A 20,277-nucleotide genomic window follows, 5' to 3' on the forward strand; every position below is an offset into this window, starting at 1 on the left:
TAGGGTAACGCAAGCATTTTTCAGAGACTTGCTATTGATAACCACAGTTAACGCTCGAGAATCACAAACTCCATGTTGTGTTTGTTTTTCTCGTCAGCTTGATAGCTCTCGTTAAAGCTCTGCTTCCAACCTTCACCCCAGTCAGGAAATTGTGTATCTCCATCGACGGCGAAATCGATGTAAGTCAGATACAACTTGTCCGCTTTAGGTAAGCAGCTCTCATAAATAGAGCCGCCACCAATGATCATCACCTCTTCAACATCACTGAGTAGCTCTAGAGCCTGTTCAATAGAAGTTACCGTCGTTACACCTTCAATCTTTAAACTCTCATCACGGCTGATTACGACATTCAACCGACCCGGCAAAGGGCGTCCAATAGAATCGTAGGTCTTACGTCCCATCACGACTGGTTTACCCATAGTCGAGCGTTTAAACCATGCAAAATCCGCAGGTAAATGCCAAGGCATCTGATTGTCTTTACCAATTATACGGTTGTTTGCCATTGCCGCTATCATGCTGATGATCATAAATCGAAAGTCCTGTCCCTAAAAAGAAAATTAACGCTAAACGATAGGTCTACGGCGATAGAATAACAGCCCTGGCACAGCTAAGCCAACCGCCAACCCTGCGATAATGAACATCGATTTTAAAAAGTTCTCCATCAACATTGCCAACAACTCAGGCGTGTAGCCTGCCCTGTTAATCTCCACCATCGCAATCATCGCCTTGAAGGCGAACACACCTGGCACCATAGGAATTAGAGCTGCAACCGTAAACACCTTCGGATGTGCTAACAGTTTATGTGACCAATGAACCCCTATCATACCAACCACGGTTGCGGCGAAGAACGTCGCCCATTCGATTGGAATACCAAAGTGCATCATCAGATACCGGCTACCATGACCGATAGAACCACCGAGTGCACAATAAATTAAAGCACGTTGCGGAACGTTAAACACCAATGCAAACCCAACCGCAGGAATAGCGGCGAAAAACATATCGTTGAGCAGACCTAAAAACAGTTCGAAAATACTCATTAGCTTGCCCACCCCCAAACATCTGATAGACTCATCGCCGCGACAATGCCCAAGCTCGTCGCCAGAGTTAATAAGCTGGCCATGGTAAAGCGCGCTAACCCCATATTAATATGGCCTTTAAGCATATCAGCGACGGAGTTAATCAGAGGAAAACCAGGTACTAACATTAATACAGATGAAGCCATCACGATCGTGGGTTGGCCGCCAATATTGTAAAGTACGGCTTGAGCTGAAATGGTCGTGGTAACGAATGCTGTGATAGCAAAGTTTAATAGCGGATTGAAATGGCAGTGCCCAATCTCTTGCCTGACGATCATACCGCAAGCTGAAGCAATAAAAGTCATCATGAAGACTTGCCAGTCTCCGCCCGCAAGGTGGCTAAAAGAGGCGCACGACAACCCTATCATCACAACCACTAACCAACGGTTGTAGCGCTCGGGGCTGATGTTTTGAATCTTTTTATACGCCAAATCATAATCGAGAATTCCCTTCTCCATCATGATGCAAATGCGTTGAATGTCGGTGATAACCTGCATGTTAATGCCACGATCAGCACAACTTCGAGTAGTGGTAATACAGTGATCATCCATTACGGTAGTTACAACAAGCGCATTGGCTGACAGTGCGACTTCAACCTCATTCACCCCACAAGCAATACCGATGCGACGCATGATATCGCCGACCAGTGTGCTCTCTGCCCCGTGCGCCAATAACATTTGTCCTGATTGAGCGACGAGTCTTGAGATCGCTCTTTGCTTTGATGCCATGATTTCCTTCCCATAGGCGTTAATTATCTAAAGATAAATTTTGCATAAAAAACAGTAAGACGTCATGATTTAGATACAAAAAAACCGCAATTTTCATTGCGGTTTAATAAAACTATCAGTGTACTTGTAAGAAGCGACCGATGCGTTATGAGAAACTAAGAGGATTAGTCACGAACATAGATAACATGGCCGTCATCCTCTTCGTCATCCCAATCGTCCCAATCGTCGTCATCTTCAGTAACGACATTCTTACCGCTCATCGCATCTTTATGGTAGTCATCCCACATAAAGTCTACTTTTTCTTCTTCTTCAACTTCTACAACTTCACGAGGTAGGTTTTCCATAAACTCACCTAGTTTGAAGCAAAGATCTTTGGTGCCGATTTTATTCACAGCAGAGATCTTGAAGTACTCGCCTTCCCAGCCCAAAGCATCGATGATTTCTTGAATCTTTTCGTCTGCTTCGTCTTCTGGCATTAGGTCAACTTTATTGAACACTAACCAGCGAGGTTTTTGTGAAACTTTTTCACTGTATTGCTCAAGCTCATCGATGATCGTTAGTGCATTCTGAATAGGATCAGATTGATCGATCGGCATAATGTCGATCATATGCAGAAGAACACGACAACGCTCAAGGTGCTTAAGGAATCGGATACCAAGGCCAGCGCCATCAGCTGCGCCTTCGATTAGTCCTGGGATATCGGCAACAACGAAGCTCTTTTCAGGGACAACACTTACCACACCCAAGCTTGGGATCAAAGTAGTGAACGGGTAATCAGCCACTTTTGGTTTCGCAGCAGATACTGAACGAATAAAAGTAGATTTACCTGCGTTTGGTAGGCCAAGCATACCAACGTCAGCTAATAAAAGAAGCTCTAAACGCAGTTCACGAACTTCGCCTTTAGTACCCATTGTCTTTTGACGAGGAGCGCGGTTAACAGACGATTTAAAACGCGTGTTACCAAGACCGTGCCAACCACCTTTACCAACCATTACTTTCTTGCCGTGTTCAGCAACTTCAGCAACGATTTCGTTGGTGTGGATATCAACTGCACGCGTACCAACTGGTACTTTCAGCGTAATGTCTTTACCACGTTTACCAGTACAGTTACCGCCGCGACCATTCTCGCCACGCTCTGCATTGTAAAAACGTTGGAAACGGTAATCGATCAGTGTGTTTAAGTTCTCATCCGCTTGGATGTAAACATCACCGCCGTCACCACCGTCACCGCCATCAGGACCACCTTTAGCGACGAATTTTTCGCGCCAAAAGCTAACTGTACCATTACCGCCATCACCGGCTTCTATTTTTACTACCGCTTCATCAACGAATTTCATTTTTTAACTCCGCACTTACGTTGCGTTACCACTCATCAAGGAGTGATATAAATTCTAGCAGATCCGTGTTTAGATCGATCACCTAAGATCTAGGCCGACCTGCAACCAAGGAACAAATAAGGAGAGGTTCTTTGCTTCTTATTTCTTAAAAACAAACGGCTTCTTAAAAACTAATCTGTTTATCAAAAAATAAAACGGCTTCTCAAAACCAAAACAAGAGCGTCTGCTTTTTTATTCTTGCTATAAATAAAAAACCCTGCCGAATCGGCAGGGCTTTTGAATTCAGCTTGAAAGCTAATAAAATAATCTAGTTAAAGATTAAATTACTCAGCTTCGATGCTTACAAACTTACGGTTTTTAGGACCTTTAACAGCAAATTTCACTTTACCTTCAGTAAGAGCGAAAAGAGTGTGGTCTTTACCGATGCCAACGTTTGTGCCAGCGTGGAACTTAGTACCACGTTGACGAACGATGATGTTACCTGCAAGAACAGATTCACCACCAAAACGCTTAACACCAAGACGTTTGCTTTCTGAATCGCGGCCGTTATTAGTAGAACCGCCAGCTTTTTTATGTGCCATTGTTAAACTCTCCTAATACTTAAGCGTTAATGCCAGTGATTTTCACTTCAGTGAACCACTGACGGTGACCAGCTTGCTTACGCGAGTGCTTACGACGACGGAACTTAACGATTTTTACTTTATCGCCACGACCGTGTTGTACTACTTCTGCAGTAACCTTGCCACCTTCAACAAGAGGTGCACCAACAGCGATTTCTTCGCCGTTAGCAACAAGAAGAACTTTATCAAATTCAACAGTTGCACCAGTTTCAACGTCTAATTTCTCTAAACGAAGTGTTTGACCTTCGCTTACTCGGTGTTGTTTGCCACCAGATTGGAAAACAGCGTACATATTTTACTCCGCTTTTTCCGCACAGCCTATGGTTGTTAATTGTACAACTCGGGTGTGCGCTAAACTAATCAATAGGGCGCAGATTCTACGGGAATCATGGCGCTATGACAAGCCATATTTTTAAAAAATTGGCGAAAACCTGTTCGCCAAAGAAAAGTGCGGCAATCATGCCCTTTAGCGATGTATTAATCAACGTTTTTTAGTGTATTATTCAACAATTAAATACAACGTATAAGCCTTACAGGGTCTAACTTCAGCCGGATGAACAATGGATTTTAAAGCTATCCAAACGCTTACTGCCAATGATATGGCAAAAGTGAATGAAACAATTCAAGCCCAACTTAATTCTGACGTAAGTTTAATCAACCAGCTTGGTTTTTATATCGTTAGCGGTGGTGGCAAACGCCTACGCCCTTTGCTTGCTCTTTTATCTGCTCGCGCACTTGGATATCAAGGTGAAGCTCATATCACCTCTGCAGCCTTTATCGAGTTTATTCACACCGCAACCCTGCTTCACGACGATGTTGTCGATGAATCAGACATGAGACGCGGTAAAGCGACGGCCAATGCCGCTTTTGGTAATGCCGCTAGCGTTTTGGTGGGTGACTTTATCTACACACGCTCATTCCAAATGATGACAACGCTAGGATCTTTAAAGATCCTTGAGCTAATGAGTGAAGCGGTAAACGTGATTGCCGAGGGTGAAGTTCAACAATTAATGAACTGCAATAACCCAGACACCACAGAAGAAAGCTACATGCAGGTGATCTACTCTAAGACTGCTCGTTTGTTCGAAGCTGCGACCCAAATCGGTGCGATTCTTACTGAGTCATCACCAGAGATCGAAACAGCAATGCAGAACTATGGTAAATACCTAGGCACCGCTTTCCAACTGATTGACGATGTGATGGATTACACTGCAGATGGTAAAGAGATGGGTAAAAACGTTGGTGACGATCTAGCCGAAGGCAAACCAACACTGCCTCTACTTTACGCAATGCATAATGGCTCTCCTGAACAAGCAAGCATGATTCGTGAAGCGATTGAGAAAGCGAACGGCATGGAACGTCTTGACGATATTATGGCTGTAATGAAAGAGACAGGCTCTTTAGAGTACACAACAAATAAAGCCTACGAAGAGGCCGATAAAGCCATCGCTGAGCTTTCTGTACTTCCTGACTCAGAATATAAGCAAGCGCTAACCACGCTCGCACACTTAGCTGTTAAACGCAGTAAGTAAGCAGGTTAATAGACAACTCGCTTCTAGCTTCTATATAAATAACAAAAAGAGCCTCAGGGCTCTTTTTTTTGGTTTTCAACAAATATTTGTAGGTGAGCCAAATTCAATATCGACTGGCTTCTAATGATAACGGCAGTTGTGCTTCAATCTCTTCAAGCTCTTCCATTGGCACCGCGTACTGCTCATGCCCGTTGTAAGTCTCTACTAGCGCGTACTGCTCTTGCTCATCAATTACCAATACTTTTCCTAAGTGCCCCAAATATTCGACATTCATACCCTTCTGAACAGTAGCCATAACATTTACCTTCACATTAATTGTAAAGCTAAATACGAGTAGCTTGAACTTCAGGATCAAAAAAGCCGATCATAATGACCGGCCCTTATTAATTAGCTTAAGTCTGAGTTAAATAGCGTTTCGCTTATTTAGCGAATTCAACACCAATCTCGATGTCACCATTTAGCGTTTCAAGCATGCTATCTAAAGCGTTACGTTCGAAGTCACTTAGCTCACCGTAGCTAAGGATCGCTTCAGCGCCCTCTTTGCCTAGTTTAACTGGCTGTGCGAAGAATGGAGCGTGCTCGCCTTCACCTTCAACGTATGCACATTCAATCACGTTTTCTTCACCTTGAAGTGCTTTAACTAGTGCAAGACCGAAACGACAAGCCGCTTGACCCATAGACAGTGTCGCACTGCCGCCGCCAGCTTTAGCTTCTACTACTTCAGTACCTGCATTTTGGATGCGAGTCGTTAGCGCTGCAATTTCTTCATCAGTGAACTCTACGCCTTCAACTTGAGAAAGTAGAGGAAGAATCGTTACGCCTGAGTGACCACCGATAACAGGAACACGGATGTCGCCTGGATCTTTGTCTTTTAGTTCAGCAACGAACGTTTCAGAACGAATCACATCAAGAGTCGTAATACCGAATAGACGACGCTTGTCGTAAACGCCCGCTTTCTTCAGTACTTCAGCCGCGATTGGCACTGTTGTGTTTACTGGGTTAGTAATGATACCAACACAAGCAGTCGGACAAGTAACTGCGATTTTCTCTGCAAGAGACTTAACAATGCCAGCGTTCACATTGAAAAGATCCGCACGATCCATACCAGGCTTACGAGCAACACCCGCTGAAATAAGTACAACATCCGCACCTTCTAGTGCTGGTGTTGGATCTTCACCCGCGTAACCTTTGATCGAAACAGGCGTTGGGATATGGCTAAGATCGGCAGCAACACCCGGTGTTACCGGAGCGATGTCGTAAAGTGCAAGATCTGAACCAGCAGGTAGGCGGTTCTTAAGTAGTAGGGCTAGGGCTTGACCGATGCCACCAGCGGCACCAATAACAGCTACTTTCATTGTTATTCTCCTTGAGAGCTTTCTCTTATAGATTCTTTGTAGGGTAATTCTTGAGCTAAATCTAAGTTAAAAAACTATATTAATCACAAAGTGATTACAATCAATTAACGCTAGCTTTGCGACTTCGCGCAAGTCAATAAAACCGTGCTACACAGCAAGTTCGCATTATGGCGATAATCGACTGAAATAACAAAATAAGTCGTCGCAAATAACACATTATTCTATTAAATATTTACAGTGATATGACTAACAAATTACAGGGATGTTTTGGCTAAAATTGAATATGTATGCGAGAATATGCAAACATCTTTGTTAATGAATAAGAATGACATATGCGCAATACAGAAAAGCAAGACAACTTAGTTCGTGCATTTAAAGCCTTACTAAAAGAAGAACGTTTTGGCTCACAAGGCGAAATTGTTGATGCTCTAAAACACGAAGGTTTTGAAAGCATCAACCAGTCTAAAGTCTCGCGTATGTTAACCAAGTTTGGTGCCGTTCGAACTCGTAACGCAAAAATGGAGATGGTTTACTGTCTTCCTGCTGAGCTAGGTGTTCCGACCGTTTCTAGCTCTCTAAGAGAATTAGTACTAGATATTGACCACAACAATGCATTGGTGGTGATACACACAGGTCCTGGTGCGGCGCAGCTGATTGCTCGTTTATTAGACTCACTAGGTAAGTCGGAAGGTATACTGGGCGTAGTCGCAGGTGATGATACTATCTTCATTACCCCAACGTTATCGGTTACCACTAAGCAACTGTTTGATTCAGTGTGTGAACTGTTTGAATACGCAGGATAATTGATCGCTGTTTCATAACTATCAGCCTTATTAATGGATCACGAGTATCTATTTGCTTCGTGATCCAAATCACATCCTAGAATATCCATACCTCCCTTCCAAAATCACACTAAACCATTGATTTTAAAAAACTCAGTAGCAAATCAAACACGAGATCAAGACATCATTTGTTAGATTTTTTAGCTATATCTTTTAACATTCGAGTAATTTTCTGCCAATTTTTGATATTATTCAGCCACTTTTTCATCACATGGATTGAAAAAGGTGCCGTTTCCAAATAGGAAACTCCTGAAGCAACTACACTTGTTTCAGGGTTAATAATGAATAAAGGAAGGGAAATTCATGGCATTTACCAAACTTATTAAAGTTGGTGCTATTGCAGCTGCTGTAATGGGCGCTGGCGCTGTTAACGCTCAAGAGTTCATCACGATTGGTACTGGTTCAGTTACGGGTGTTTACTACCCAACTGGTGGTGCGATTTGTAAGCTAGTGAACAAGGGCCGCAAAGACCACAACATTCGTTGTTCTGTAGAGTCTACTGGTGGTTCAATCTACAACGTTAACACCATCCGTGCTGGTGAACTAGATTTCGGTGTTGTTCAATCGGACTGGCAATACCACGGCTACAACGGTACAAGTAAGTTCAAAGATCAGGGCGAATACAAGAAACTTCGCGCGATGTTCTCTCTACATACAGAACCGTTCAACATCATCGCTCGTACTGATGCTGGCATCAACAATGTGTCTGACCTAGCAGGTAAGCGTGTAAACATTGGTAACCCAGGTTCTGGTGACCGTGCAACGATGGGTGTTGTAATGGACGCTATGGGCTGGACTAACGACAGCTTCAAGCTTGCTTCTGAACTTAAAGGTTCTGAGCGTTCACAAGCACTTTGTGATAACAAGATTGATGCATTCATCTACATGGTTGGTCACCCGAACGGATCAATCAAAGAAGCAACAACGTCTTGTGATGCAAAACTGGTTTCAGCAACAGGTCCACAGATCGACAAGATCGTAGCTGAAAACCCATACTACGCTTACAGCACAGTTCCTGCTGGTATGTACCGTGGTACTGACGCTGACGTAAACAGCTTCGGTGTTGCAGCTACTATGGTAACAACTTCAGACGTTTCTGAAGAAGTTGCATACAACGTTGCTAAGGCAGTATTTGAAAACTTTGACACTTTCAAACGCCTACACCCAGCATTTGCTAACCTGAAAAAAGAAGACATGGTTAAAGCGGGTATCTCTATCCCTCTTCACCCAGGCGCAGCAAAATACTACAAAGAAGTGGGCCTTCTAAAGTAACTCTACTTTAAGCCTACTACACCAATAAGGAGGCTAGCCCTCCTTATTGGCTTTTCACGTTTTATAAAAATAATTTAAGTGAAAAGAACAGCCCTTTAAGTTTCTCCAATTTGGCGGACTTACCTTCGTATCAAGCCTAAGACAAAGACGAGCAAAAAACGCATTTCCCTATCCATTCACTACACTAGATAGGAAAGAAATAATGTCTCGTTGTTCGTAAGAAAGGCAGACCATCAATAATAAGGATAAAGTACATGACGCAGACAACATCACCGTCTCCAGATGTGCAAGAAATGGTGGCACAATCAGATACTGGTGCGCGTAGCCCTCGTGGTATCCAAGGCCGTATTTTATGGTTTGTGCCTCTATGTTGGTCACTGTTCCAACTTTGGTATGCATCTCCGCTGCCGTTCATTTTTAACTTCGCAATTTTAAACGACACTGAAGCTCGAGCAATTCACCTTACGTTTGCTATTTTCCTAGCCTTTACCGCTTATCCAGCCATGAAGAATTCGCCTAGGGATCGCATCCCCGCAGTCGATTGGATATTAGCGCTTGTAGGTAGCTTTTCAGCTTCTTATATCTATATTTTCTATACTGAACTCGCTGAGCGATCGGGCGCACCAACAACATTCGATATTGTTGCGGCTGTATTCGGTATGGTTTTACTGCTTGAAGCAACACGACGCGCTTTGGGTCCACCTCTTATGGTTGTGGCAGCAGTATTCCTACTTTATACCTTTGGCGGCCCTCACATGCCGGACGTTATTGCCCACAAAGGTGCGAGCCTGAACAAGGCAATGTCGCATCTGTGGCTAACAACTGAAGGTGTATTCGGTGTGGCACTTGGCGTATCAACGTCATTCGTATTCTTGTTTGTACTGTTTGGTGCAATGCTAGAACGTGCTGGCGCCGGTGCTTACTTTATTAAAGTTGCATTCTCACTGCTTGGTCACATGAAAGGCGGCCCAGCGAAAGCAGCCGTTGTCGCATCAGGTCTGTCTGGTTTGGTATCAGGTTCATCTATCGCGAACGTGGTAACCACGGGTACCTTTACTATCCCGCTAATGAAGCGTGTTGGTTTCCCGGGCACAAAAGCCGGTGCGGTAGAAGTCGCGGCTTCAACCAATGGTCAATTAACACCACCTATCATGGGTGCAGCAGCCTTCTTGATGGTTGAGTATGTGGGCATTTCGTATGTAGAAGTAATCAAAGCCGCGCTACTGCCCGCTCTGATCTCTTACATCGCTCTGATTTACATTGTTCATCTAGAAGCATGTAAAGCAGGTATGACTGGCCTACCTCGTCGCCACACACCAACTATCGTACAAAGCTTACTGTCTTTCACGGGTACCATTTTAGGTCTGTGTGTCATCAGCGCCGCGGTTTACTACGGTGTGGGTTGGACGAAAGATGTATTTGGCGATGCGGCAACACCAATCGTAACTGTGGCGCTATTGATCGCTTATGTTGCTCTGGTTCGCGTATCTGCAAAATACGCAGCTGAAGGCGGCATGGAAATCGATGCTGATCTAAAAGAAGTTCCGGATCCGGGGCCAACGATTAAATCTGGTTTGCACTTCCTACTGCCTATCGTAGTACTTGTTTGGTGTCTGACTGTAGAGCGTTTCTCTCCAGGTCTGTCGGCATTCTGGGCGACCGTGTTCATGATCTTCATTCTGATCACTCAGCGTCCGTTAATGACTCTGATGAACAAATCAGACGATCTTGCAGAGCAAACTAAAGCTGGCTTCGTTGATCTCGCAGAGAGCTTGGTTTCAGGCGCACGTAACATGATTGGTATCGGTGTCGCGACAGCGGCTGCAGGTACGGTTGTAGGCGTGGTGACTCTAACGGGTATCGGTCTAGTAATGACGGACTTCGTTGAGTTTATCTCAGGCGGTAGCATCATTCTTATGTTGCTATTCACTGCAGTAATCAGCTTGATCTTAGGTATGGGCTTGCCAACAACGGCGAACTACATCGTTGTATCAACGCTGATGGCTCCGGTAATCGTGACCCTAGGCGCTGCGCACGGCTTGATCATTCCATTGATTGCGGTTCACTTATTCGTGTTCTACTTCGGTATTCTTGCGGATGATACACCTCCGGTAGGTCTCGCGGCGTTTGCAGCAGCGGCAATTGCGAAATCAGATCCGATTCGTACTGGTATCCAAGGCTTCACCTATGATATCCGTACCGCAATTCTACCTTTCATGTTCATCTTCAATACTCAACTACTACTGATGGGCATTGATTCTTGGTGGCACTTAGCACTAACGATTTTCTCATCTGTGACTGCGGTACTTATCTTCGCAGCTGCAACACAAGGTTGGTGGTTCACCAAGAACAAGTGGTGGGAAACGGTGCTGCTTATTGCATTAACCTTCACTTTCTTCCGCCCTGGCTTCTGGTGGGACATGATTTACCCAGAGAAAGTTCTTTCACCTGGAGTTGAGATTGCTCAAATCACGGAAAAGCTGGATGTGGGACAATCACTTGAACTTAGAGTGGGTGGCGAAAACTTAGAAGGTGACTATTCTGAAAAGACAGTTCGCCTGCCGTTTGAAGATTCTGCGACCTCAAGTGAAGATCGTATTGCCTCTATGGGTCTAATGCTGACTGAATCAGAAGGCAAGATGATTGTTGATATGGTTGAGTTCGGTAGCCCAGCAGAAGCGGCTGGTATTGATTTCGATTGGGAAATCAAATCCGTTATCCAAGATGCAGATCGACCAATGAAAGAGTGGGTATTCTTACCAGCTCTGATCATTTTGATTGGTTTAGCGATGAACCAAAGAAGACGTGCTCGTAAGGATGAGATTAGCGCGTAATGGATAAGGCTGAGTAGTGCTTAGCGCTATTTGGCTTTATTACATGGAAAGGATAATTACAGTGCTAAGTGAAAGCTTAGCGCTGATTAAAAAGAGACGAATACATGTATAAACAAATCCTTGTTCCTGTTGATCTTAATGACAAAGGCTTTTCTGATAAGGCAGTCGAACTGGCGGTATGGCACGCGAAACACAGCAATGCTGAAGTCCACATTCTGAACGTCCTACCAGGCATTCACATGTCGATGGTGGCGTCTTACTTCCCGAAAGATGCAGCGAACCAAATGAAGCTTGATGTGAAAAATCAGCTCAAAGAGTTTGCTGACAAGCACATTGACGATGAAGTGGTGTATAAAGTTCACGTTGCCGAAGGCAAGACTTACACAACGATTCTAGATTACGCAGAAAAACTGGGCGCTGACCTTATCGTGATGCCTAGCCATAAGCGTTCGAAAATCGACAAAGTTGTGCTTGGTTCTGTTGCAAGCAAAGTGGTACAGAACTCACCAATCAATGTATTGGTAGTTAAGCCGCAAGGCTAAATCACTTAATCGACACAACGATCTAAAAAGGTTGGCTCAAAGCCAACCTTTTTTATGTCTGAAGCTGAGCGTATAACTGCTTACTGTGAATTAACTGACAAGATTCTGCGGCTTACCTGAAGCAAAGGCATCAATGTTATCTATCAAGATATCAGACAGCTTTTGAATTGAGCTATCACTGCCCCACGCCACATGTGGCGTTAATAGTAAATTTGGCAAATGACTGTTAGCCAGTAATGGGTTCGAGTTGTCTGCAGGCTCTTGTGTAAACACGTCCATGCCCGCACCTGCGATCTCATTACCTTTCAAAGCTTCAACCAAAGCTTGTTCATCGACAAGCCCACCACGGCCAGCATTAATTAACACCGCACTTGGTTTCATCATTGCTAGCTCTCGCTGTGAAATCAGATTACGGGTCGCTTCAGTCAATGGACAATGCAAGCTGATCGCATCGGCTTGCTGCAACACTGTATCAAAAGGCAGATACCCCTCTCGACAAGACTCCGCCCCTTTTCGCTCAGCAAAAATCACCTTCATACCTATCGCTTTAGCCAGTATCGCAGTCGCTTGGCCTAAGCTGCCACTACCGATTAAGCCCAATGTGCTGCCTGCAATATCTTGAATCGGATGTGTAAAAAAACAGAACTGCTTGTCCTTTTGCCACTCCCCGACTTCAATGTCTTGATGATAACCAACAAGGTTTCGTTTTAGCGTAAACAGCATAGCAATCACATGTTCAGGAACCGATTGAGTCGCATAACCTTGTACGTTTGTCACTGCAATGTTTTTAGATTTGCAGTATTCCACATCGACATTATTGACACCGGTCGCTGAAACCGCGATCAACTTGAGTTTTTTCGCACCAGCGAGATTCGACTCATTGAGCACTACCTTGTTAGTGATCACCACATCAGCTTCTTCAACTCGCTCTGATACTTGCTCAGGAGCTGTGAAATCATACTCTACCCATTCATGCTCAAAGCTCAGAGGCTTTAAATGAATTTGAGATGGGATAGTCGCTCTATCGAGAAACACAACATTCAGCGTTGGCATTCTTCTTCCTTGGTTAGATCTATGAATCAGTCCATTCTAAGCTTTTAGCTTACTGTAGTCTGGAAGCTCAAGCGCAATTTCAAAGTGCTGTTCAATTTGCGGTGATGCTTGAGGGTAAAACTCACACGGAACAAAGGCTTTAAACAACTGATCATTGGCTGGATGATAAAAGCTCAGCTCACACGCATGCAAAGCCAACCTATCACTGTATTCAAATGCTTCTGATGTTGCGTAAAACTCATCGCCCACAATCGGTGCGCCTATTTCCATGCAATGCACTCTCAATTGGTGAGAACGCCCGGTAATTGGCAGTAACTTAAGTAAAGTCGTTTGGAGTTCTTGCTGTTCTACCACATAACGAGTCTGTGATGATTTACCATCCTCGAAACACACTTTTTGCTTCGGCCGGTTTGGCCAATCGCAAATAAGAGGGAGGTCAATCAAACCTTCTGCTTCTTCTACTGAACCCCATACTCGGGCGTAATAGAGTTTGTGTGTCAGTCGATATTGAAACTGCTTCTTCAAATGACGCTCAGCTTGTTTGTGTTTAGCGAGCAGCATCAAGCCTGAGGTCGACATATCCAAGCGATGCACCACCTGAATATCTGAAAAATCCACGACTAGGCGACTCCACATACTGTCGTAATGCTCTGGTAACCTCCCAGGAACTGAAAGTAAGCCAGCAGGTTTATTCACCACAAGAATATCGTCATCTTGATACACAATATCAATCCAGGGGTCACGCGGTGGTGCGTAATGTTCTAACGCCATTCTAGCCTCTAGTTACTGTTAAATAATAATTTATGGTCAAGTTGTTTATTAAAAAATACAATTAAAGTCTTTTTTGTACATAAAAGTTGACGACCTTACAAAACATGGTATTGATAGGGGAACGGAAAATAAGAAGTCAGCATCAAAGGAAAAATGATGGAAAGTACGGTTAAAACTACAACAACAAAAGCACAAACCTCTGCTCCCCTATCAACGTTAATTCGGTCTCTTGGCCCAGGTATTATGATGGCAGCAGCTGCTGTGGGAGGTTCACATTTAGTTGCATCCACTAAAGCTGGTGCGATATATGGCTGGCAACTTGCCGCTCTTATTATCCTCGTGAACCTGTTTAAGTACCCGTTCTTTAAAGCCGGCATCCAATATACATTGGGAACGGGTCAAAGCTTGGTGGAAGGTTACTCTAACTTAGGTCGCCCTTACCTTGTGATCTTTTCTATTTTGAGTGCTATTTCAGCCGTTGTGAATACCGCAGCCTTACTGTTATTCAGTGCAAGCTTACTTAGCTACTTTGTTCCTTTTGATTTGGCCACCAGCACATTGTGTATGATCGTTTTAGCGACATGCTTAATCATTCTATTCGCCGGCCATTATCGCGCTCTCGACACGCTATCTAAATCGATCATGGCGATACTGACCATCACAACCTTAGCTGCAGTCGCCATTGCTATCGGCTCTCCAGTCGAACCTGATGCTGCTTTTGTTCCACCGTCGCCTTGGTCATTGGCTGCTATTGGTTTTATCGTGGTGACCATGGGTTGGATGCCTGCGCCTATCGAAATATCAAGCATCACCTCTATGTGGCTAAAAAGCCAAAAAGAGAAGCAGGAAGTGACCGCACAATCAGCGCTGTTCGACTTTAACGTTGGCTACATTGGTACGGCGCTGCTTGCTTTAGTATTCGTTGCGTTAGGCGCGCTAGTACTTTACGGTTCGGGAGTTGAACTGTCTCGCTCCGGTGTTGGCTTTACTCATCAATTGGTCGGCATCTACGCTTCGACAATTGGTGAATGGTCTCGTCCATTAATCGCTCTGATCGCATTCTTCTGTATCTTTGGCAGCACCATTACCGTTATCGATGGTTATTCACGCGTGCTTGCTGAATCACAACGTCTATTGCTTAAAAAAGAAAGCAGCCCAAAAATGCTACAGGGTTGGATCGTCATCGTCTCTCTCGCAGCACTCTCCATCGTGATGTTCTTCAGTGCTGCTTTAATGCCTATGCTTGATTTCGCGATGGTACTTGCTTTTGCAACTACGCCATTCTTCGCATTGCTTAACTTCATCTTAGTCAGTAAAACAAAGCTTCCAAAAGCGCTCGCGATTGGCACTAAGCTAAAATGGTTGTCTGTCGCAGGTCTTATTTACCTATTTGGTTTCCTAGCCGTATTTGTTTGGTGGAAATGGTTAATGTAATTTCTTTGCCATTGCACGTTTCAACAATCAAAACACCTTTCAAACGCTAGATAAAAAGAAGGCCTTCATCATGAAGGCCTTCTTTTGTTAAAGCATTTACTAATTCAAAACTAGTTGTGAGAAACCACTATCAAACGTAGTGAATCTAATTGAACCTGAGCTTTGCTGATGTAACCTGTCAGTTCATTGATTTGAGCTTCGATAACCTCTAGCTCTTCATCACGAATATTAGGGTTCACGGCTTTAAGCGCTTGTAGACGCTCTAATTCACCGTTCAGGTTAGTCTGCATATCTCGTTGAGCCTGTTCACGCACTTCTTCCACTTTAGGAAGTACGTGCGTCTCACCCGCTTCAATTAGCTTGTGAATCTCACCTTGTACCGAGTTCACTAGCTTGCTCGCTAAGTGACGGTTTACTGGGCTTAGTTGACGGTTAAAGCTGTCGAACTCAACCTGAGCTGATAAGTCATTACCACGGCCATCCATCATCAAACGAATTGGCGTCTTAGGCAAGAACTGGCTGATACCGCTGCGTTTCGGCGCTTGCGCATCCACAAGGTAAACCAGCTCAAGCAGGATAGTACCCACTGGCAGCGCTTTGTTTTTCAGTAGTGATACCGCTGATGCACCAACACCTTCACTCAGTAGCAGATCGATACCGCCCTGAATCATTGGGTGTTCCCAGCTAATGAAGTTCATGTCTTCACGAGAAAGCGCAGTATCACGATCAAACGTGATGGTTGCGCCTTCGTATGGTAAGCCTGGATAGCTTGGCACCATCATGTGCTCAGACGGCGTTACAACCAGAGCATTCTCACCCTTGTCGTCTTGGTTCAAGCCAATCGTATCGAACAGGCTTAGTGCAAACGTTACTAGGTTAGTGTCGCCGTCAGTCGAGGCAATTTTCTCTGCAATTTCATGCGCTTTGTCGCCGCCGTTTGAGTGCATTTCTAATAGGCGATCACGGCCTTTTTCTAGATCTGATTTCAGGCTTTGATTTAGCTTGGCAGACTCTTCAATCACTTCATCAAGTTGCTCAGTGTTACCAGAAGCCAGCATCTCGATAAGAACATCTGAGTACTTATCGTAAACCGTGCGACCCGTTGGACAAGTTTCCGCAAATGCATTCAGACCTTCATCGAACCAACGCGCAAGGATCGCCTGTGATGTGCCTTTTAGGTAAGGAACATGAATGTCGATATCACGCAGCTGACCGATACGGTCCAAACGGCCAATACGTTGCTCAAGCAAGTCTGGGTTGAATGGAAGATCGAACATCACAAGTTGGTTAGCGAACTGGAAGTTACGACCTTCAGAGCCGATTTCACTACAGATAAGAACCTGAGCGCCGCCCTCTTCTTGAGCAAAGTAAGCCGCAGCTTTATCACGTTCAAGGATCGACATGCCTTCGTGGAATACAGTTGCACGTACACCTTCACGCTCACGCAGTGCTTGCTCTAATTGAAGAGCCGTACTTGCACGAGAGGCGATCACTAGGATTTTCTCGCTGCGCTTGTCTTGGATCTTTTCAATCAACCAGTTAACACGTGAGTCGAACTGCCACCAGCTTGAATCTTCACCTTCAAACTCTTGGAAGATCTCTTCTGGATACAGCATCTTCATTGCACGAGCTTCGGGAGCCATTTTGCCACCGATCATGCCAGATACACGCATTGAGGTTGTGTACTGCGTTGGAATCTCCATCGGCAGTAGGTTTACATTACGCTTAGGGAAGCCTTTGATTGCAGCACGTGTGTTTCTGAAAAGAACACGGCCAGTACCATGGCGATCCATAAGGTTATCAATCAATTCTTGGCGAGCTAACGCTTGCTCTTCTTCGCTGCTATCACCTTCGATAACGCGGAATAGAGGCTCAACATCTTGCTCAGAAAGCAGTTCCGTAATCTGGTTCTTCGCGCTGTTTTCAAGCTTCACTCCAGAGAACAGAGCCGTTACTGCATCAGCAACCGGTGCGTATTGGTCTTCTTCTTCAACGAATGCTTCGTAATCGTAGAAGCGATCAGGATCAAGCAGACGCAGACGTGCAAAGTGGCTCTCACGACCAAGCTGTTCAGGCGTTGCTGTTAGTAGTAGCACACCAGACGTATTTTCCGCTAAGCCTTCAACCACTTGGTATTCACGGCTTGGTTTGTCTTGGCTCCACTCAAGGTGGTGCGCTTCATCGACAACCAACAAGTCCCACTCGCCTTCAAGTGCTTGCTCGTAGCGCTTACGGCTCTTACGTAGGAAGTCCAAAGAACACAGAACGTACTGCTGGGTATCAAACGGGTTGTCTGATTCAGCAAACGCTTCAATACAACGCTCTTCATCGAAGATAGAAAAATGCAGGTTGAAACGGCGCATCATCTCTACTAACCATTGGTGTTGTAGAGTTTCAGGAACCACAATCAGAATGCGTTCAGCACGGCCAGACAGCACCTGTTGGTGGATGATCATGCCCGCTTCGATGGTTTTACCTAGGCCCACTTCATCAGCCAGTAAAACGCGCGGAGCGTGACGACGACCCACTTCATGAGCGATGTATAGCTGATGAGGGATCAAGCCAGCACGCATACCACACAAGCCACGCATCGGGCTCTTGTGTTGTTGGTACTGGTTGCTTAGCGCACGGTAACGCAACACAAAGTTATCCATACGGTCGATTTGACCTGCGTATAGCTTATCTTGTGGCTTGTTAAAGCGGATCTGGTTGCTTAAGAAGATTTCACGCAGAGTGACTTCTGTTTCTTGGGTATCTTCGCGAGTACCTAAGTAAGTCAGCAGACCTTTGTCTTCGATAACTTCCTCGACAGACAGAGACCAACCTTCTTGGCATTCGATGACATCGCCTACATTAAACGTTACTCGGGTTACGGGAGCATCAGTACGTGCATAAACACGGTTTTCTTCTGACGCTGCAAACATTAGTGTCACTGTGCGAGCATCCATTGCTACAACGGTACCTAAACCTAAATCGCTCTCCGTATCGCTTATCCAGCGTTGCCCCAAAGCAAATGTCATGAATCGACTACCTCAATCTTATAGTTGGAATTTGGTCTTCTTAACTGCAGTTTTAAACAAGAACATTATCGCTCCTGAACTAAAAATATAGCCAAAAATGTCTAGTTTGCAGCCACTTTTTAAGTGCGCTCTCAATAATAAATATCTCGAGAAAATGGTGCAGAAAAAGGTCGCTAATCTTACTCGATGCTGTGATTTAGGTCACGCCTAAAGGAGATGATTTCATGCTTTTTTTCTGTTTTCGCCAGTGCAATCAAACTGTCAAAAATTCATGGTTAATCTATAGGTAGCAGATTGCTGCTCTCAAACGAATACACCATATTCACTCGTAACGATATGGTGCTGTTCCTCTAGATGAAGTTTAGGTGAGTAGTTGACTATCACCAGAATCAGATACTAATCTTTATATGAGCTTTATCTACGTTCAATGAATGCAAGGCAAGCCGCACGTCGGCAAGGAGATGCTATGGGCGAGACCAACCGGAAGCTATTTGTTTTAGACACCAATATCCTACTTCACGAACCCTTCGCTATATTTTCTTTCCAAGAGCACGATGTCGTTATCCCCATGACAGTGCTAGAAGAACTCGACAGAATCAAAGACAGCAAAAGAGACGTTGCTCGAGATGCGAGAATTGCGATTCGAACGCTCGAAGACCTGTTCAGGGAAGCCACACCAGACCAAATATCGGAAGGCATCCCTTTTTCTAAAGACATAAATGCATCTGGCAGTATTTCAATACTCGCTGACTACGAACTTCAAGAAAGCATCAAAGCCTTTGCCGATGACAAGGCGGGCGATAACCGAATCCTCAACGCTGTCCTCTATCTTCAAAATAAACGCGCACCACGCGAAGTGGTTCTCATCACCAAAGACATCAATATGCGTTTACGAGCAAAAGGCGCCGGTGTACGTTTTGTTGAAGACTATCAAACTGACCAACTGATTGATGATATCCAATACCTCACCAAAGGCTTCCAACAACTGGAAGGCTCATTTTGGGATGGTATCGATAATGTCGAGAGCAGAAGTTTAGGCGGCAAGACGCTGCACACCTTAGCAAGAGCGCCGTTCGAGCCAACCTTCCTCAACCAATATGTGATTGACGAAGAAAGTGACTTTGCCGCTCGAGTCGAGGAGATTGAGCCGGAAAGCATTACCCTGAGAGACCTCAGCCGCGAAAGATTGATGAATCGCAGAGCATGGGACATCACACCAAAGAACGTCTATCAAGGCATGGCGATTGATGCGCTGCTCGACCCTGATATTGATCTTGTGATTCTCACTGGCGCCGCAGGTAGTGGTAAGACACTGCTTGCTATGGCTGCTGCACTTGAACAAACCATTGAACGTAAGCAATTCGATAAGATCATCGTAACCCGCAACACCCCTGATATTGGTGAATCGATAGGTTTCCTTCCGGGTACAGAGGAAGAGAAAATGTTGCCTTGGTTAGCCGCAGTGACCGATACACTGGAAGCGCTGCACAAGAACGACCACTGCACAGAAGGCTCGATGAAGTACATCTGTGACAAAGCCAATATCCAGTTCAAATCAATCAACTTCATGCGTGGCCGCTCGATTCAAAATGCCTTTGTGCTTTTGGATGAATGTCAGAACCTCACCGCTTCACAGATAAAAACCATCATCACCCGTTGTGGTGAAGGTACTAAGATCGTCTGCTCAGGTAACTTAGCGCAGATAGATTCTTCTTACCTAACCCCTGTGACTTCAGGCTTAACCTACATGGTTGAGCGTTTTAAAAACTTCGAAGGCAGTGCCAACATCCACCTCAATGGTGTGGTGCGTAGCCGACTAGCTGAGTTTGCGGAAGAGAACATGTAACGGTTCTGTTTAGTC

Annotated in this window: 18 protein-coding genes; 7 read left to right on the top strand and 11 right to left on the bottom strand. The window is 44.8% G+C overall.

Annotation, left to right across the window (positions count from 1 at the left end; translation table 11 throughout):
• Window positions 1–47: 47 nt before the first annotated feature.
• The 6 genes from folA to rplU all read right to left on the bottom strand — a co-directional run bounded on the left by folA (window position 48) and on the right by rplU (window position 4,053).
• Window positions 48–527, bottom strand: a complete 480-nt coding sequence (folA, locus tag AB4323_RS12400; protein ID WP_017062944.1) for a type 3 dihydrofolate reductase — start codon at window positions 525–527, stop codon at window positions 48–50.
• A gap of 36 nt (window positions 528–563) precedes the next feature.
• Window positions 564–1,037 (bottom strand): threonine/serine exporter family protein, encoded by a 474-nt coding sequence (locus AB4323_RS12405; protein WP_017062945.1) that lies wholly within the window; start codon window positions 1,035–1,037, stop codon window positions 564–566.
• Complete coding sequence (locus AB4323_RS12410) at window positions 1,037–1,804, bottom strand: threonine/serine exporter family protein (RefSeq protein WP_372152582.1); 768 nt, start codon at window positions 1,802–1,804, stop codon at window positions 1,037–1,039. Before AB4323_RS12410 ends, AB4323_RS12405 begins: the two co-directional genes overlap by 1 nt.
• Before the next feature lie 164 nt (window positions 1,805–1,968).
• Window positions 1,969–3,141 (bottom strand): Obg family GTPase CgtA, encoded by a 1,173-nt coding sequence (cgtA, locus tag AB4323_RS12415; RefSeq protein WP_017061377.1) that lies wholly within the window; start codon window positions 3,139–3,141, stop codon window positions 1,969–1,971.
• Window positions 3,142–3,464: 323 nt separating this feature from the next.
• Window positions 3,465–3,722, bottom strand: coding sequence for a 50S ribosomal protein L27 (gene rpmA / locus AB4323_RS12420; RefSeq protein ID WP_004735905.1), 258 nt, complete (start codon window positions 3,720–3,722; stop codon window positions 3,465–3,467).
• A 19-nt stretch (window positions 3,723–3,741) separates the two neighbouring features.
• Window positions 3,742–4,053 carry a 50S ribosomal protein L21 gene (rplU, locus tag AB4323_RS12425; protein WP_004740823.1) on the bottom strand — a complete coding sequence of 104 codons (312 nt, stop codon included), beginning with the start codon at window positions 4,051–4,053 and terminating at the stop codon, window positions 3,742–3,744.
• Between the two features lie 268 nt (window positions 4,054–4,321).
• Here rplU and ispB point away from each other — a divergent pair, with 268 nt between their 5' ends.
• On the top strand, window positions 4,322–5,293 hold the full coding sequence (gene ispB, locus AB4323_RS12430) for an octaprenyl diphosphate synthase (protein WP_017061376.1): 972 nt from the start codon (window positions 4,322–4,324) through the stop codon (window positions 5,291–5,293).
• Window positions 5,294–5,396: 103 nt separating this feature from the next.
• Here the strand turns inward: ispB and AB4323_RS12435 are convergent, their stop codons facing one another.
• Both AB4323_RS12435 and mdh read right to left on the bottom strand, forming a co-directional pair.
• Window positions 5,397–5,588: a hypothetical protein gene (locus AB4323_RS12435; RefSeq protein WP_017061375.1), complete on the bottom strand. Its 192-nt coding sequence runs from the start codon at window positions 5,586–5,588 to the stop codon at window positions 5,397–5,399.
• A gap of 124 nt (window positions 5,589–5,712) precedes the next feature.
• Complete coding sequence (gene mdh / locus AB4323_RS12440) at window positions 5,713–6,648, bottom strand: malate dehydrogenase (RefSeq protein ID WP_009847834.1); 936 nt, start codon at window positions 6,646–6,648, stop codon at window positions 5,713–5,715.
• 332 nt (window positions 6,649–6,980) lie between these two features.
• Here mdh and argR point away from each other — a divergent pair, with 332 nt between their 5' ends.
• From argR to AB4323_RS12460, 4 genes are all read left to right on the top strand, one after another.
• The gene (argR, locus tag AB4323_RS12445; protein WP_004740827.1) at window positions 6,981–7,451 is read left to right on the top strand and encodes a transcriptional regulator ArgR; all 471 of its coding nucleotides are present in this window, start codon (window positions 6,981–6,983) and stop codon (window positions 7,449–7,451) included.
• A gap of 342 nt (window positions 7,452–7,793) precedes the next feature.
• The gene (locus AB4323_RS12450) at window positions 7,794–8,762 is read left to right on the top strand and encodes a TAXI family TRAP transporter solute-binding subunit (protein WP_017061374.1); all 969 of its coding nucleotides are present in this window, start codon (window positions 7,794–7,796) and stop codon (window positions 8,760–8,762) included.
• A gap of 254 nt (window positions 8,763–9,016) precedes the next feature.
• On the top strand, window positions 9,017–11,596 hold the full coding sequence (locus AB4323_RS12455; protein ID WP_372073158.1) for a TRAP transporter permease: 2,580 nt from the start codon (window positions 9,017–9,019) through the stop codon (window positions 11,594–11,596).
• Between the two features lie 104 nt (window positions 11,597–11,700).
• Window positions 11,701–12,138 (top strand): universal stress protein, encoded by a 438-nt coding sequence (locus tag AB4323_RS12460; protein ID WP_372101041.1) that lies wholly within the window; start codon window positions 11,701–11,703, stop codon window positions 12,136–12,138.
• 90 nt (window positions 12,139–12,228) lie between these two features.
• Here AB4323_RS12460 and AB4323_RS12465 read toward each other — a convergent pair whose 3' ends face one another.
• Both AB4323_RS12465 and AB4323_RS12470 read right to left on the bottom strand, forming a co-directional pair.
• Window positions 12,229–13,191 (bottom strand): D-2-hydroxyacid dehydrogenase, encoded by a 963-nt coding sequence (locus tag AB4323_RS12465; protein ID WP_372135493.1) that lies wholly within the window; start codon window positions 13,189–13,191, stop codon window positions 12,229–12,231.
• Window positions 13,192–13,227: 36 nt separating this feature from the next.
• Window positions 13,228–13,962: a pseudouridine synthase gene (locus tag AB4323_RS12470; protein WP_372152585.1), complete on the bottom strand. Its 735-nt coding sequence runs from the start codon at window positions 13,960–13,962 to the stop codon at window positions 13,228–13,230.
• Window positions 13,963–14,118: 156 nt separating this feature from the next.
• Here AB4323_RS12470 and AB4323_RS12475 point away from each other — a divergent pair, with 156 nt between their 5' ends.
• Complete coding sequence (locus AB4323_RS12475) at window positions 14,119–15,396, top strand: NRAMP family divalent metal transporter (protein ID WP_372152588.1); 1,278 nt, start codon at window positions 14,119–14,121, stop codon at window positions 15,394–15,396.
• Between the two features lie 110 nt (window positions 15,397–15,506).
• Here AB4323_RS12475 and rapA read toward each other — a convergent pair whose 3' ends face one another.
• On the bottom strand, window positions 15,507–18,416 hold the full coding sequence (rapA, locus tag AB4323_RS12480) for an RNA polymerase-associated protein RapA (protein WP_017062952.1): 2,910 nt from the start codon (window positions 18,414–18,416) through the stop codon (window positions 15,507–15,509).
• 466 nt (window positions 18,417–18,882) lie between these two features.
• Here rapA and AB4323_RS12485 point away from each other — a divergent pair, with 466 nt between their 5' ends.
• Window positions 18,883–20,262 (top strand): PhoH family protein, encoded by a 1,380-nt coding sequence (locus AB4323_RS12485; protein WP_017062953.1) that lies wholly within the window; start codon window positions 18,883–18,885, stop codon window positions 20,260–20,262.
• The last annotated feature ends 15 nt before the right edge of the window (window positions 20,263–20,277 follow it).

Origin of the sequence: Vibrio sp. 10N.261.52.C11, assembly GCF_041471405.1 — a bacterium.
Classification (GTDB): Bacteria; Pseudomonadota; Gammaproteobacteria; order Enterobacterales; family Vibrionaceae; genus Vibrio; species Vibrio crassostreae_C.